Annotated in this window: 12 protein-coding genes; 11 read left to right on the top strand and 1 reads right to left on the bottom strand. The window is 63.5% G+C overall.

Translation table 11 applies throughout. From position 1 onward, the window contains the following. Window positions 1-169 precede the first annotated feature (169 nt). The 9 genes from E3O44_RS06890 to E3O44_RS06855 all read left to right on the top strand — a co-directional run bounded on the left by E3O44_RS06890 (window position 170) and on the right by E3O44_RS06855 (window position 9,045). Entirely contained in the window at window positions 170-1,117 is a 948-nt protein-coding gene (locus E3O44_RS06890; protein WP_134533860.1) for a hypothetical protein, read from the top strand. Window positions 1,118-1,146: 29 nt separating this feature from the next. Next, window positions 1,147-1,464, top strand: coding sequence for a pilin (locus tag E3O44_RS06885; RefSeq protein WP_241976123.1), 318 nt, complete (start codon window positions 1,147-1,149; stop codon window positions 1,462-1,464). A 267-nt stretch (window positions 1,465-1,731) separates the two neighbouring features. Then, window positions 1,732-2,145, top strand: a complete 414-nt coding sequence (locus tag E3O44_RS06880; RefSeq protein WP_134533858.1) for a hypothetical protein — start codon at window positions 1,732-1,734, stop codon at window positions 2,143-2,145. Between the two features lie 11 nt (window positions 2,146-2,156). Then, window positions 2,157-3,635 carry a hypothetical protein gene (locus E3O44_RS06875; RefSeq protein ID WP_134533856.1) on the top strand — a complete coding sequence of 493 codons (1,479 nt, stop codon included), beginning with the start codon at window positions 2,157-2,159 and terminating at the stop codon, window positions 3,633-3,635. Beyond that, window positions 3,632-5,293: an SCO6880 family protein gene (locus tag E3O44_RS06870; RefSeq protein ID WP_134533854.1), complete on the top strand. Its 1,662-nt coding sequence runs from the start codon at window positions 3,632-3,634 to the stop codon at window positions 5,291-5,293. The genes E3O44_RS06875 and E3O44_RS06870 overlap by 4 nt, the downstream gene beginning before the upstream one ends. A gap of 293 nt (window positions 5,294-5,586) precedes the next feature. Beyond that, on the top strand, window positions 5,587-6,744 hold the full coding sequence (locus E3O44_RS06865) for an ATP/GTP-binding protein (protein WP_166792576.1): 1,158 nt from the start codon (window positions 5,587-5,589) through the stop codon (window positions 6,742-6,744). 7 nt (window positions 6,745-6,751) lie between these two features. Further along, the gene (locus E3O44_RS19180; RefSeq protein ID WP_166792575.1) at window positions 6,752-7,837 is read left to right on the top strand and encodes a hypothetical protein; all 1,086 of its coding nucleotides are present in this window, start codon (window positions 6,752-6,754) and stop codon (window positions 7,835-7,837) included. Window positions 7,838-8,115: 278 nt separating this feature from the next. Continuing rightward, entirely contained in the window at window positions 8,116-8,550 is a 435-nt protein-coding gene (locus E3O44_RS19175; RefSeq protein ID WP_166792574.1) for a DUF3846 domain-containing protein, read from the top strand. A gap of 129 nt (window positions 8,551-8,679) precedes the next feature. After that, on the top strand, window positions 8,680-9,045 hold the full coding sequence (locus E3O44_RS06855; RefSeq protein WP_134533848.1) for a single-stranded DNA-binding protein: 366 nt from the start codon (window positions 8,680-8,682) through the stop codon (window positions 9,043-9,045). Window positions 9,046-9,466: 421 nt separating this feature from the next. On the opposite strand, the gene E3O44_RS06850 is transcribed toward E3O44_RS06855, so the two are convergent. Then, window positions 9,467-9,991 carry a hypothetical protein gene (locus E3O44_RS06850; RefSeq protein ID WP_166792573.1) on the bottom strand — a complete coding sequence of 175 codons (525 nt, stop codon included), beginning with the start codon at window positions 9,989-9,991 and terminating at the stop codon, window positions 9,467-9,469. A 681-nt stretch (window positions 9,992-10,672) separates the two neighbouring features. Between E3O44_RS06850 and E3O44_RS06845 the strand changes: the two genes are divergently transcribed. Then, the gene (locus E3O44_RS06845) at window positions 10,673-11,257 is read left to right on the top strand and encodes a GIY-YIG nuclease family protein (protein ID WP_134533845.1); all 585 of its coding nucleotides are present in this window, start codon (window positions 10,673-10,675) and stop codon (window positions 11,255-11,257) included. A 283-nt stretch (window positions 11,258-11,540) separates the two neighbouring features. Next, on the top strand, window positions 11,541-13,505 hold the full coding sequence (locus tag E3O44_RS06840; RefSeq protein ID WP_134533843.1) for a site-specific DNA-methyltransferase: 1,965 nt from the start codon (window positions 11,541-11,543) through the stop codon (window positions 13,503-13,505). Window position 13,506: the final 1 nt, after the last annotated feature.

Genomic DNA, 13,506 nt, shown 5'->3' with positions numbered 1-13,506 from the left:
CGCTGGCGCCAGCCGGGCGCATCAGTATGTGGAAACCCTCCCGCCGGAGCCGACTCCACCCGCACCTGCAACTGAAATCGAGTGGGGGGATCAGTCTGCCGGGTCGGTTCCCGAGCCGTTCGTAAGTGCCGCGGAGGAGACCCGTCCGGTCAGCCCGGGGGCCAGCGGAATGCTTCGTGAACCCCTCGACGACCTCGGCATTGTCGCCATAACACCTCCGCCGAAGCAGGCGACCCGAGGGCTCCGCGGGCTGCTCGCCCGGCTTGGCTTCCACCCGGAGCCGGGGCGTTCGGAGCAACGGGACCTGCAGCTGGCCGAACAACTCCGCCGCGACGAAGAAACCATCCGGCAGGCCACCTGGACCCGCGCCGTGAGCGTCCTCGTCGCCAACCAGAAAGGCGGCGTCGGGAAGACCCCGACCGCGATCATCACCGGCGGGGTCCTCGCCGCAGTCCGCGGCGGCTCCGTCTGCATCATGGAAGTCTCCGACGACCCCGGCGCCCTGATGTTCCGCGCCGAAGGAAACCCCAACCGCGGCATCGGCGAACTCGTCCGCGACATCACCACAATCGGCAGCGCCGGACAACTCGCCGGCTACACCGCCCCGCAAACCTCCTTCGCGTCCGTCATCGGCACCGTCGGACGACGCCCACGCCTCACCGCAGGCGACGTGATAGCCGTCGCCGCGGTCGTCGACCGGTACTACGGCATCCGCGTCATGGACAGCGGCAACCAACCTTCGTCCTCCGCGTTCCAAGGCGCCATCGACACCGCCGACGCGCTGATCATCCCGGTCTTCAACGCGGGCGACGCCGTCCTGGAGGCTGTTGCGCTACTCGATGTTCTCCGCGCGGCCGGTGGGAAGGCTGAAAGCCTGGCCAACCGGGCCATCATCCTGCGCCTGACCGACGGGCGTCCTGAGAACCCGAAGGTCGTTGACCGCGTCGGCCGCATCATCGACGCAGCCGAGGTTAGCCACGTGTTCGAGATCCCGTATGACGCACACATCGCTGAACGCGGCCAGATCACGCTCGCGCACCTGGACCCGGGAACCTACCGGGCATTCGCGACCGCGTCGGCCGCCGTCGTCCGGTCCCTCCAGGACAGCGTCCGATAACCCCGAGGCACCCGGCGAAAGGCGAACACGTGGCCCCCGAAATCCTGTCCCAGATCGTGCACACCATCGACAACCCACTCAACGGGATCCTGCCCAACTTCACGATCTTCGGCGCCGAATTCACCCAACTCTGGCAAAAACTCCTCGCCGGAATTTGGGGCATCGGCATCATCCTCGCCGTCGCCTTCCTCATCATCGGCGTCACCCGGATGGCCAGCGCCTCCAGCGGCGGCAACCCCAACGAATACAAAACCGCACGCAACCAATCCCTCTGGGCCGGCATCTCCATGGGCGTCCTCGCCTCCCTCGCCGTCATCGTCGGCGCCATCCTCACGGTCTTCGGCTGACCCATGCGCACCCGCACCCGCCGCCGCCCCAGACGATGGATCCTCGGAGCCTTCCTCGTGCTCCTGGTCACTGCAGGCGCCATCGGCTTCTTCTCCACCAGAGGCCCAACGCCCACCCAAATTGCTGGACAGTCAACGGGCATCGGCGGGAATTCACCGACGGAGGGCGCGGATACCGTGCCCACTGGATGTTTGGGCGGTCCAGTTCGTGACGCAGCGATGGTGAGCGTGGCCCAAGAACTAGCACCTCAAACGACAGGAGGGGGAGTGGACGTCGCCGCGGCATTTGTTCGGTGGCTTATCCAATATCCGTACCCGACCGCTTCTGATTCAGACAGACTTGCCACGACTGGCCTCGCTTCGGACGCGCCGACAAAGGATCTCACCGGCTTCTTCGCAACAGGACCGAACCTTTCGGGTGGGCTCGTTCCGGATTCGACCGACTACTACCTGTCGACAATCCCAGGTGTCTGGCACCTGGAGTCATCGTCCGGCACCGAGGTGGAGGCGACAATAGGGACCGGCGTTGTGATCAACGGCGAATTGAGCCCCAACCTCCGCGGATCAATTACCGTCACTCTCCGGTGGGAGGGCGGCAAGTGGAAATTCGTAAAGTCCGTCGGGACACGATCAACTGAAGATCTATATGCGATCGGCAAGCCATTCGCGAGCGGATGCTGACCATGATTCCAATGGCCAACGGCGATGATCCCGGGATCGGAGGCATCCTCGGCGGTGTCGGCGACATTGTCAACAATGTGACCGCAACCGTCAACTACTGGTCGGACCCGTGGGGGAATACGTTCAAAGCTCTGCAGGGCGCGGCTGTGAGCATGACCCGCGACATCATGCCGGCGCTGACGAGCGCGACCCTGCCGGACCTCACAACCGACTGGTTCATCAACGCCTACAAGATCTCCTTCGCAACGGCGATCTTCGTCGCAGTCTTGCTCCTCATCCCGCAAGCCGTGCGCACCGCTCGAGGCGCACAGGCCGGCCGTGACCTCGTGGAATCGATCGGACTCTATTTCGGGCTGTTCCTGGTCGGGGCGATGTTCGGGCCCGCGCTGGGCATAATCTTGATCCAGTTCTTCCATTCCCTCACCGACGTGTTCGTCGCAGCCGGCCTGACCGGAACTCTGGACTCCATCACCGTCCAGTTTGAGACCATGCTGAACCAGACGGACCCGGTCGGTATCTCCGGCGGCGTGGTCATGGCCGTACCGCTGATGACCTGCATCATCCTCGGCCTCTTCCTCGTCCTGCTGATGCTGCTGGTCCAACTGGTGACGCTGTACTTCACCGGAGTCTTGTTCCCCCTGGGTCTGGTCTGGATCATCGACAAAAACAAACGCGGCTTCGGCCTGAAGATCGCGACGCTGTGGATCGGCATCCTGGCCGCACACCCCTTGCTGTTCCTGCTGCTGGGATTGGCATTCTCGATGATGGCGAACCAGCTGAACGCGTTCGGCAACAACTTCAGCCTGCAATCGATGGTCACCCTGCTCGTCGCGATCATTGCGCTGATGATGGCCGCGTTCTCGCCCGTGCTGCTGATGAAGTTCGCCCCGGTCATCCCGATGGCCTTCGGCGGCACCAACGGGCCCTCGGCCGGCACCATTGGCCCAATCGGGGCGCCGAACATCACCGAAGCCACCAGCCGCTTCTACCAAGCCAACACTGAAGACGCCCCGGTCAAGCCCACATCGCCGTCATCTCCGCCCGACAGTGCCGGAGCTCCCGCTCCCGCCGGTACGACTACCGCGAGCCTGGCCGAGGCCGCCGGCACGGCTGGCGCGACTACCGGCGCGAGTACTGAAACCGCAGGGGCTAAAGGCACTGGTGGCGGCCGGACAGTTATCACATCCGGATCCGCAAGGGAGCAGGGTGCGAGCGATCACACGGCGGCCGGAACCGGGGTGGCGGCGACACTCGGGGCTGCTGGGACGGAGGGAGCCGCGGGCAGTACCGCCACCGTTGGTGCGGAAGGAGCCCTCGCGGCCGCGGGTACCGCGGAATCGGCGACTGGTGCTGGTGCCGTCGTCGGAGCGCCGACGTTGATCGCCGCGCTCGGCATCGCGGCCGTGCACAAGGGCGCCCAGCTCGTTCAGCAGGCCGGCGAGAAAGCGGCCGCGTCGATGGACGACACTCCGAACGTGGGCGGCTCGTGAGCGACCCGAGAACCGTGATCCGCTATTTGGGAGGTGAGAGCGGGCACCGCTCCTTCTTCGGCGGCACCCATTCACGCACCCGGGTCGTGTTCCTCACGGTGTCCGTGCTGGCCGGCATGGTCCTGACTCCGCTGATCGGCTGGCCTGCCCTGGCCGTCACGGCCGGCAGCTGCGGGGTCACGCTCCTGGTGACGGCGCGCACTCATCGAGGCTCAATCGTCGACCGCCGCCGCAAAAGGTTCCGGTGGAACCACCGGCGTCGGACCGGCACCGATACCTTCGTGCCCTACGAGGTCGGGGCTTGGGACCAACTGCAGCAAACCCTCGACGACGCTTTGACTGTGCGCGGCAAGGCCGGTCGGCAGGCCGCGCGGGCGGCAGATCGGGCAGTGACGGCGATGCGGGCTAACCCGGACGGGTCCGACGGGCTCGGTTGGCTGCAGCACGGGCGCGGAGAGCCGGGAATTGCCTGGCATGCGCCCATAGGGGAGCAGCCGTACCTCTCGGTGACGTTCGCCGTCACCGGACAGCTCCGGGGGATCGAATCCGCGTCGGTGATGGCGCGCGCCGCCCACGGTTGGGGTGTTTTCCTGGCCGTCCGTGCCGCGCCCTCCGTCCTGGTCAGCGACGTGCAGGTCACGACGCGTGTGTTGCCGTCCGATAGTGCATTGCAGGAGTTCTGGGTGTTGAACAGCCTCGATCCCGCGGCACCCCGCGAAGCCATCAGCTCTTACGAAGAGGTGCTCCGCCTGACGGGGACTGACGCGATGGTGCAGCGCCACTTCGTCACTGTCACGTGGCCGCTGACCGGCGCCTTCCACGACGCGGCCGCGAAGTACGGGGCCGGCCGGGAGGGGTGGCGCGGCCTGATGCGCCAAGAGATCGCCTCCACCGCCCGCGGGCTCGGAGAAGCAAAGATGGGTCGCATCGACGTCCTCACGGCCCGGCAGACCACCGCCCTGATCCGCCACCAACAGAACCCGACTCGCCCCTTGGACTTCGTCGCCGACGTGGTCCCGGAACGCCTCGGCGAAGCGTCCCACGATGAGTACTCGGCGCATGTGGTTGACGGCACCGATCCGAGCACGGGCGCCCCGGTGGAGTGGTGGCATCGCACCGCGGCTATCCGCGCCGAGGCCCTGTCAACCGCGCCGCGCACCCAACTCTGGGTGCTCGACCTGCTCGTCGGCCGAGACCTGCAGTTCATCCGGACCGTGTCCTTCCACCTGCACCTCGTCCCCGCTGTCGAAGCGAAAGCCGCTGCCCGCCAAGACTTGACCCGTGACACCGCCGAAGCCCTCTCCCGGCGCGAAGGCGGCCAGGTCGACACGGATGACACGGACGTGCAGATGACGGCGGCGCGGCGACGCGGGCAGGACCTCGTCGCCGGATCTCACCACCACGGGGCGACTTGGATCGGATACGTCACCATCTCCGCTCGCACCCGTGACGAACTCGCCCGGGCCTCGCGACAGCTTGAGGAGACCTGCTCCACTGGGCTCGGCATCGAGCGCCTGGACTGGCTGGACTCGTACCAAGCCGCCGCCTCCGGCACCACCTGGCCCATCGGGCGCGGTCTCCGAGCGGCGGCACCCTCCTTCTCGAGCCGCGTCTACACCCGATTGGCCGGTCGATCCGACAAGGAAGCAATCTCGTGAGCAGTGACGCTACACCGACGTCGAAATCACGGCTCTGGGCATTGCCCGGGCTGCGCAAGTTCGCTCCACCCACAGACGCCACGGCCGAAGGCAACGCGCAGGGCGATGGCACGGAGATCGTGCCCTGGTCACTACCTGGCACACCGCTCCGGACGAACGCCGGGGCGGCGCGCCGCGGCTTGTACGCACCAGCACTGGATGGAGCGCCGACGACGACCAGACAGGCCGAAATCCTGAACACGGCACTGATCGGACCGCCGACTGGGACCCGTGGTGTGGTCAACGGGCGTGACATGCTCTCCCGTACCCCGATTTCCCACGATCCGGTCACCGCCTACAACTCGGAACCCCGCGAGGTGTCGAGCCCGAACGTGATCGTGATGGGCGACGTCGGCGCCGGGAAAAGCTCCCACACCAAATGCAACTACGTCGTCCGCCCCCTGCTCCTCAAGGGACGGCGCGCGGTCGTGTTCGACAAGAAGGACCAGAACGGGGAAGGCGAATACTCCAACGTCGTCCGCCACTACGGGTTCGAACCCATCCGATTCACCGTCGACGGCACCGGAACCACTCTGAACTTGCTCGATCCCATGATCGCGAGGGGCACGGGCATCCAAGGCCAGGCGCGGCTGTTGAACATCGTCACCCGGCTCGCCCGCGGCGACCAGCCCTTGGACGGGTGGGAAGAAGAAGCCCTCCGTGCCGCCCTCCGCGCGACCGTCGACCGCATCCAAGGCCGCGCGCCCGTCCTCGCCGACGTGCTGCCCAACCTTGGCAACATCACCGACGACCCCGAATACCACGCACTCTCGCCGACCGCGCGAGATGACCTCCACAAGGCCGGGCTCTCCGTGAAATGGACCCTGAACGGGCTGCTCGACGAGTACACCGGCCTCCTCGACGGCGAGACTTCGAAGTCTGTGGACCTGAGCGGCAAACTAACCTCCTTCGACCTGTCTCAGCTGCCCGACGATGGGCCGGTGGTGCCCGTGGTGATGGCGATCGGGAACATGTGGATGCTCGGCCGTCTCCGCCACGAACGCGATTCCGCCACCACCGTCGTCTATGAAGAGGGCTGGCACATGATCGGGGGCCCCGGCGCTCAACTGATCAAATCGAACCAGAAACTCTCAAGGGGCCTCGGGATCTCCAACGTGTTCGTGATGCATAAAGGCACCGACATCCCCACAGACTCACCGGGCATGGCCATCATCCAGGAAGCACAAACCGTCGTCGTCTACCGGCAATCCCGACCCGACGACGCCCTCTGGTGCCAACAAACCTTCGGACTGGCCCCGGAGACCGCGCGCACCATCGAGAACCTTGCCGACGGCCACTACATCTTCAAATACGGCTCCCACCCCGAAACCCACGTCCAACACATCCGCTCGAGCTGGGAACGCGAACTCACTAACACCGACGAAGGCCTCGCAGCCGGTACCGCCGACTGAAGCGCACATGGCACTCCTTAAAGCGATCGTCGCCGGCACAGCCGCGCTGGTCTTCGTGACCGGAAGCTCGCTCGCGCTCTCCTCCGGTACTGGCAGCAGCTGCCCCGGAAGTACGGTCCGCGCCGCACCAGGGCAAGGCAGCGCGACCGTCTCGGGGTACTCGAAGGATCAGCTAGGGAACGCGGCGGCGATCGTCAACGCCGGCATCCAACTCGGTCTGAATGCCCCTGCCCAAGCGATCGGCGTGATGACGGCTCTGGGGGAGTCCGGTCTCCGCATCCTCGACCACGGCGACGCAGCTGGACCCGACAGTCGCGGGCTCTTCCAACAACGCGCCGGATGGGGCTCCCTCGCGCAGCGCATGGACCCGACCACGTCCGCGCAACTCTTCTTCAGCCACCTGCTCGCGGTACCCGGTTGGCAATCCTTGCCCCCGACGCTGGCAGCGCACGCTGTGCAGAACAATGCGGACCCGAATTACTACACACCGTTCTACGCACCCGCCGCCCAGATCGTCGCCGCACTCACCGGCACAGCGAACGCCGGAAGCTGCGGCACTAACGGTGACCCCGCCAGTCTGGCGGCGGAGCTAGTCGCGGCTGCCGACAACGGGAACCTCCGCGGTTTCGTCCCCGACCACATCAAAGAAATCCGGTGGATCGCCCAAGGCAAGACCGTGCCCGACTGCGGAATCGACACCCGCATCCTGCACATCCTCGTCCTGGCACTGCAGACGTTCCATCGCATCGGAGTCAGCGACCTCAACCGCAAATGCACCGGCCAAATCGAAGGCGCCGGCACCGCCTCCTCGCACTGGATCAACGGTGGCGGGCAAGCCGTCGACATCTACTCCCTCGGTGGGAGCGGCATCACCGGCGCCGACGGACTCTCCCTCCGACTCATCGGCGTGCTCGACCCCGTACTACCGACCGGTGCGAGAGTCGGCCAAGCCCAATGCCGAGCCCAAGCCGGAACAACCGTCACCCTGCTCCACGCCGCCCAACTCGACGACAGCTGCGACCACCTCCACATCGACGTCGCCTACACAAAAGACCCGCTCAATCCGACCGGCAACGCCCAGACCAGCCCATGACCCGCTCGCACCGCTCAAGGAAGGACGCGCTCACGCCCAGGACAAAGGGCCTCAAGCCAGTGCTGAGTGGAGCCGCTACGCGGCGCTGTGCTGGTGGGGCTTTTTTGACCTTTCCGGCTCTCGACCGTAGCTCGCTCCGCGGCTCCGTGCCCAGATTTTCGGACGCGGTCGCAAGCTCCCTTATTTCGCCCGAAATTCTGGGCACTCCGCCACTCCCGCTCGCTATCGATTCTCTCGCCGGAAGGCAAAAAAATCAGTCGATCGAGAAGGAGAGAACAATGACCACCACACCCAAGACCCCGCTCCGGGCCCTGCGCATCACCCACGAGCAGATCCAGTACGTCCACATCCAGCCCGAACCCAGCAGCGTCGAAGCCCTCCAGCGCAGCATCCCCTGCGACTACTTCGACGTCGTCCGCCTCAACGGCAACATCGACCTCTTCGTCGACGACGAAGGCGCCATCAACGGATCGCCACTGAACCTCTACCTCACCATCGTCGCCCACGCCCTCGGCACCCCCGCCGTCCTCTTCGGAACCGGCATCGCCCTCGGCTGCAACCCCAACACCGGCGACACCATCAGCCTCACCGACACCCAGCTCGCCCACATCGACCGCATCTTCAAGAGCAAGCCCGACCCGAAGATCGTCGACCGCCTCGCTGAAAGCCTCGCCCCCTTCCCCGCCCTCGTCGCCCTACTCCGCCGAGACTGACAAGAAGCGGCTGCCCGCCACCCAGTCGGGCAGCCGCACCCCAGCATCACCCACCGATACACAGCTCCGAAAGCACCAGACCGATCGCACTACCAGCAAATCAACTATTCAAACTGAGGAGACGAACCGATGAGCACACGCACCATCACCGGAAACCTGGCCACCGACCCCGAAATCGTCCAGGCCGGCAGCATCAACATCACCAAGCTGCGCGTCATCGAAAACACCGGCGAATACCGCACCGGAAAATGGCACGCCCACCCCGACGCCACCACCCACTTCGTCGAAGCCCGATTCGCCCTCGGCGACAACGCCGCAACCACACTCCACAAGGGAGACCCGGTCATCGTCATCGGCCGCGAACACACCAACAGCTGGGGAGACGACGGCGCCAAACACTACGTCCGCGTCATCGACGCCGACAACATCGGCGTCGACCTCAACCGGGCCACCGCCCAAATCCAGCGCACCCCAAAGGCCGACGACGAAGAATAGTCGCTTCGAGATAGAACTCGACGTCTGGTCACTACACGGACCGGCCAAGCGGCCGGTCCGTGTAGCGAGGCCACCCAGTTCGATTGAAAAGATGGCGGAGCAGACAGGTAACAAAATGGAAGACGATCAAGATGATGATCTGGGCGGGGACTCTTCGCTATGCCCAGGCTGCGGACGCGAGATGGCGTTTCACGCGATCTCGACCACGCGCCGATTGCGAGTTTGGCGCCACTGCCCCGCGTGCGGCCTGGTCATAGTCATCCCGGACCCGTTCGTTGCCTGAATCGACCCGGGATGACTTCGCAAGGAGGAAGGACGGCACCTTTCGGCTCCCCGCGAGCCCGAGGGCTGTAGAGCGAACAGGCAGGCGCGACGGCGGCCAGGCGACGGTGCGCGAACGCCTGCCGAGGTCGCTACCCGCCTAGACGGACTGGAAAGCGTCGCGGAACAGTGCGACGAGGTCGGCGGGCATTGCAAAAGCGAGCGCTGATTTCGACGTCGCGCCGCCAAATTCCCAGAGCGGTTCCATCGGGTTGGGTGCGTGAGACGGAAGTTGACCTTCCTCAACGAGATCGCGAACAATGGTGTTGACCGCTCGAGTGAAGCCTTTGAGCTGCCTGTCCTGGGCGTAGCCACCGATGTCGTAAACCTCTTCGCGCGAGGCTGCACCGCCGTTCTCCACCTCGCGACGAAGCACGGCTTCTTGTATGGGGCGGTCCATTGCCCGCAGCCGATTGATGAGTTCAACGGCAACGGAGTGCGTCCAGCCGAGCGCCTCGCTGGAGTTACCGGGCTGCGCTAGAACGTCGGCAATTGCTCTGTGAAGGCGCGCAATGCAATCCGTGCTGATGTCACTTATGTCAATGACCAGCTGCGTTGTTGGATTTACCATTGGATAGCCTTTCGTCGAAATCCGGTGAACTTTTATATAGACCGTACTCCACATCTTTTAAAAAATAAAGTACAAGCGCGTGACTTTAACTCCTGTGTAAGTCCGCCCTGATTGCGAATGTCTCGGACCTGAGCCCGACGCACGACGGTCTCAGGTACTTTGGCTTCAGCAAATCCGCCAAGGCGTACATCGAGGTCATGAGTTTCGACGGGCTGGTCAACTCGGCTACGCGGCGGAACAGGGCCTTCTTCGGCAAGTTGAGATTGCCCAGCTAGCAACATCGCCCAAGGGCAGGCGAGTGAGGACCGATGCTCAAGGCGGACCTCGGTTGGACAACGTCAAACGAGCCGAGCATAGTTCTTTCCATGAGGGATTACCGTCAGGTCGACCGTGAGCAAGGAGTTGCGCACCGCCTAGGCCTCGCTCAGCAGATTGCGAACACCGAAACGTTCGACATGCCGGTCGCCCGATGACCGACCTGTTCCCTCCGGGCGTCCTAGGCGTAGACCTGCGCGGCTGTGACTGCGACGCCTGCATCAGCGCTGTGAATGCTTCCCGTTCTGTCAGACCAATGCCGGGGCGGCGCGCCGTTGGAGTGGTTGTCGAGCATTTCGGTGAGCAGATGCGGCCCGGAAAGTACGGTCACAGGCTGACCCGGGAGCAGTACGCACTACCCAACAAGACACCGTCACTCCGGGACCCCGGAGTCTCTTCTCAGAAAGCCAGTGGGCCAGCATGTCCTGGGCTTACGAGGACGACGACCACACACTGCTCTCCGACGAATTCTGCGCACGACAACGCGAGCAGGCCTTGGACAATTTCGATCTGAACATGGCGTTCTTCGCGCACATCCCACCAGCGGACTTCGAGAACTCACTCCACGAGATCGTCCGGAAGAACAAGGGACTTCGACCTGTCAGCGATCTGCGGGCCTTGGACGGGGAAGAAGGGGTGTACGTGATGGTGCTGGACGAGTACCGGCAGGCTTACATCGGTCAATCCGTTGACATGCGGACGCGCATCAAGAAACACTGGACCGGTACGAAATCGTTCGACCGGCTGCTGTGGGGGAACCCGGACGAGTCAGTCCTTTCGATCGACTCATTCCGCTCCCTTGACACCACCCGCATCTTCGCCGCGCGGACGAGCCGACGCGACCAGCTGGAAGCCAGAGTCGTCAAGATGTTCCCAGCCGATTACACCGTGAATCGCATCGGCGGCGGCAAACCGGACGGGATACGGGTGATGTTCCTCGAGGCGGAACTCAAGCGGCGAAAGCTAGTGAGGCCGGATGTCACAGCTTTGCCAGATATAGCGTGATTCAGAGTCGCCGACGCCAATCCCTTCAAACGTGAGCCGAGATCACCCGGGTTGGCTGACGTATAAAGACGCTATCGGCGTGGACTAGGCCCGGATGGCCGCTGCCCCGGCTGAGTCCCGGCGATCTTCAGGTTCGTCAGGGCACCGCAAGGTCGCCGACGCTCGGGGGCGCGTTGACCTGCGCGGTTGGCACGTTCGGCAGGGTAGTACGACGGCCTCTTGGACATAACGCCCGTGTAGGGTTGCCAGTTAGGCGAAAAAGAGAATCGTAGGAGCCATCTAGATGACACAACGGGACCTGCAAGGGCGCCTAGAACTCACATGGATGGGTAAAGATCAGGCGCTGATTCCGACTAGAGAAGGTGCATACGACTACGCTTGGGTCGACAAGAATGATCCGCGGGCCTGCCAAACGCATTACCTTATCTCTGATGGTCACGTGGGCAATCCTCGAGACGGTGGCCTCCATGACAACATGCTTGTCACGGGAGAATCTGGGGACATTCTCGAGGCGTTGACCCGCGTGCCTGAACTCGCTGAACGGTATGTAGGACGCGTGAAATGCGTTTACATCGACCCGCCCTTCAACACAGGTGGCGTCTTCGCACACTACGAAGATAACCTCGAGCATTCGGTATGGCTGACATTCATGCGAGACCGGCTCGTACTGTTAAAAAAGCTTCTGTCGGACGACGGTTCGATCTGGGTACATCTGGATGATTCTGAGAACCACCGGATGCGCGCATTGCTCGATGAAGAGTTTGGGCCAGGTAACTTCGTCGCGGAGGTAGTTTGGCAAAAAGCAGATTCACCACGCCGAGGCGCAGGGTTCTCGGTCGATCAGGACGTCATAATCGTCTATCGGAAGTCGGATGCATTTTCTCCGAACAAATCAATCCGGACAGAAGAGCACAATGCCCGGTTCACTAATCCTGATAACGACCCGAACGGCCCGTGGTGGGATGACAACCCGTCGGGTAACCACGGTGACGGGTCAGGCGGTATGTGTTATGCAATCCAGAGCCCCATGACAGGGAAGATGCTACGTCCGCCGCGTGGATCGAGCTGGCGGTATTCGCAGCTGCGCATTCTGGCAGGGCTGAATGAATGGGCGCCGTACAAACTCGAAAATCTTAATGACGCGGAGTGGCGTGCTGACAACGAAGGCGTACCACACGAAAAGGCATCCAATAGCGTATGCGCACTCGTGCTTGACGTCCCCCTCGAAGAGGCACGCAGGCTCGTGGAAGCGCGACGCTCCGCTGGACCGCTGCCTGAGATTCTGATTCGTGCGTCGGGTGGCATCGGGCGCAAAGCGTATGTCCCAGAAGACGGCAATAACCCTCGAACATGGTGGGCAAACACCGAGGTCGGTCATAACCGACAGGCTAAGTCTGAGATAAAGGCACTGTTCCCTGGGAAGAAGCTCTTTGACACGCCAAAACCAGAGCGTTTGCTGGAGCGGATCATTCGCATCGCGACAAATCCCGGTGACATCGTGCTGGATTGCTTCGCCGGTTCCGGCACCACCGCTGCGGTTGCTCACAAGCTCGGGAGACGATGGGTCACCTGTGAGCTCTCAGAAAACAACGTTGCCACATTCACCAAGCCGCGCCTGGAGAAGGTTGTGGCCGGCGCCGACTCCGGCGGTGTGACGACGACCGTGATTTACGAGGCAGACACCGAGCTGCCGGGCAACACCACGGTCGCAGAAGCCCGCAGCTTCAACACCGTACTCGGACGAGTTCTTGCGCAATTGAAGGAATCGGGGATCGAATTCGACAACGACAAGATAAGAGCCCTTCGCGACGCAACATCCACCAAGAAGATCAGCACGGTGCAGTGGGCCGGCGGCGGTGGCTTTTCCGTTCACCGCCTTTCGCCTGTCTGGGTGGGCGTCGACGAGGACCCGTACAGCAGCGACACGAAGACTTTTTTCATTACTCCGGAGGCAACAGGCGATGTGCTCGAACGCTCGGTCGCGGCGCATCTTGGCTTCAGGCTCACGCCGGAATCACCTCGGTTCACGGGTGTGAAAGGGAGACAGTGGCTGGCAGTACTTGAAGGCCAGTTGAGTGGGAGCCTGCTCTCTGAGCTGCTAGTCGACTTGCCCAAGGGCCACTCTTTGACCGTCGTGTGCGACGGTGCAGCCCCTAACCTTGACCGAGAGCTGCGTAGGCGGGCCCCGGGCAGCCGGCTATTGCAGATGCCCGATGACTTGTTCAAAGCAACTGGAGGAACGGCCTAGC

This window comes from Cryobacterium algoricola (assembly GCF_004402485.1).
GTDB classification, from domain to species: domain Bacteria; phylum Actinomycetota; class Actinomycetes; order Actinomycetales; family Microbacteriaceae; genus Cryobacterium; species Cryobacterium algoricola.
Note: the sequence above shows the minus strand (reverse complement) of the source record. Positions and strands in the feature narration are given on the sequence as shown.

Bases quoted from the DNA above. Each gene is read 5' to 3' on its own strand.
- E3O44_RS06890 (WP_134533860.1), top strand. From the start codon at position 170: ATGCTTCGTGAACCCCTCGACGACCTCGGCATTGTCGCCATAACACCT.
- E3O44_RS06875 (WP_134533856.1), top strand. From the start codon at position 2,157: ATGGCCAACGGCGATGATCCCGGGATCGGAGGCATCCTCGGCGGTGTC.
- E3O44_RS06865 (WP_166792576.1), top strand. From the start codon at position 5,587: ATGCTCTCCCGTACCCCGATTTCCCACGATCCGGTCACCGCCTACAAC.
- E3O44_RS19180 (WP_166792575.1), top strand. From the start codon at position 6,752: ATGGCACTCCTTAAAGCGATCGTCGCCGGCACAGCCGCGCTGGTCTTC.
- E3O44_RS19175 (WP_166792574.1), top strand. From the start codon at position 8,116: ATGACCACCACACCCAAGACCCCGCTCCGGGCCCTGCGCATCACCCAC.
- E3O44_RS06855 (WP_134533848.1), top strand. From the start codon at position 8,680: ATGAGCACACGCACCATCACCGGAAACCTGGCCACCGACCCCGAAATC.
- E3O44_RS06850 (WP_166792573.1), bottom strand. From the start codon at position 9,991: ATGTGGAGTACGGTCTATATAAAAGTTCACCGGATTTCGACGAAAGGC.
- E3O44_RS06845 (WP_134533845.1), top strand. From the start codon at position 10,673: ATGTCCTGGGCTTACGAGGACGACGACCACACACTGCTCTCCGACGAA.
- E3O44_RS06840 (WP_134533843.1), top strand. From the start codon at position 11,541: ATGACACAACGGGACCTGCAAGGGCGCCTAGAACTCACATGGATGGGT.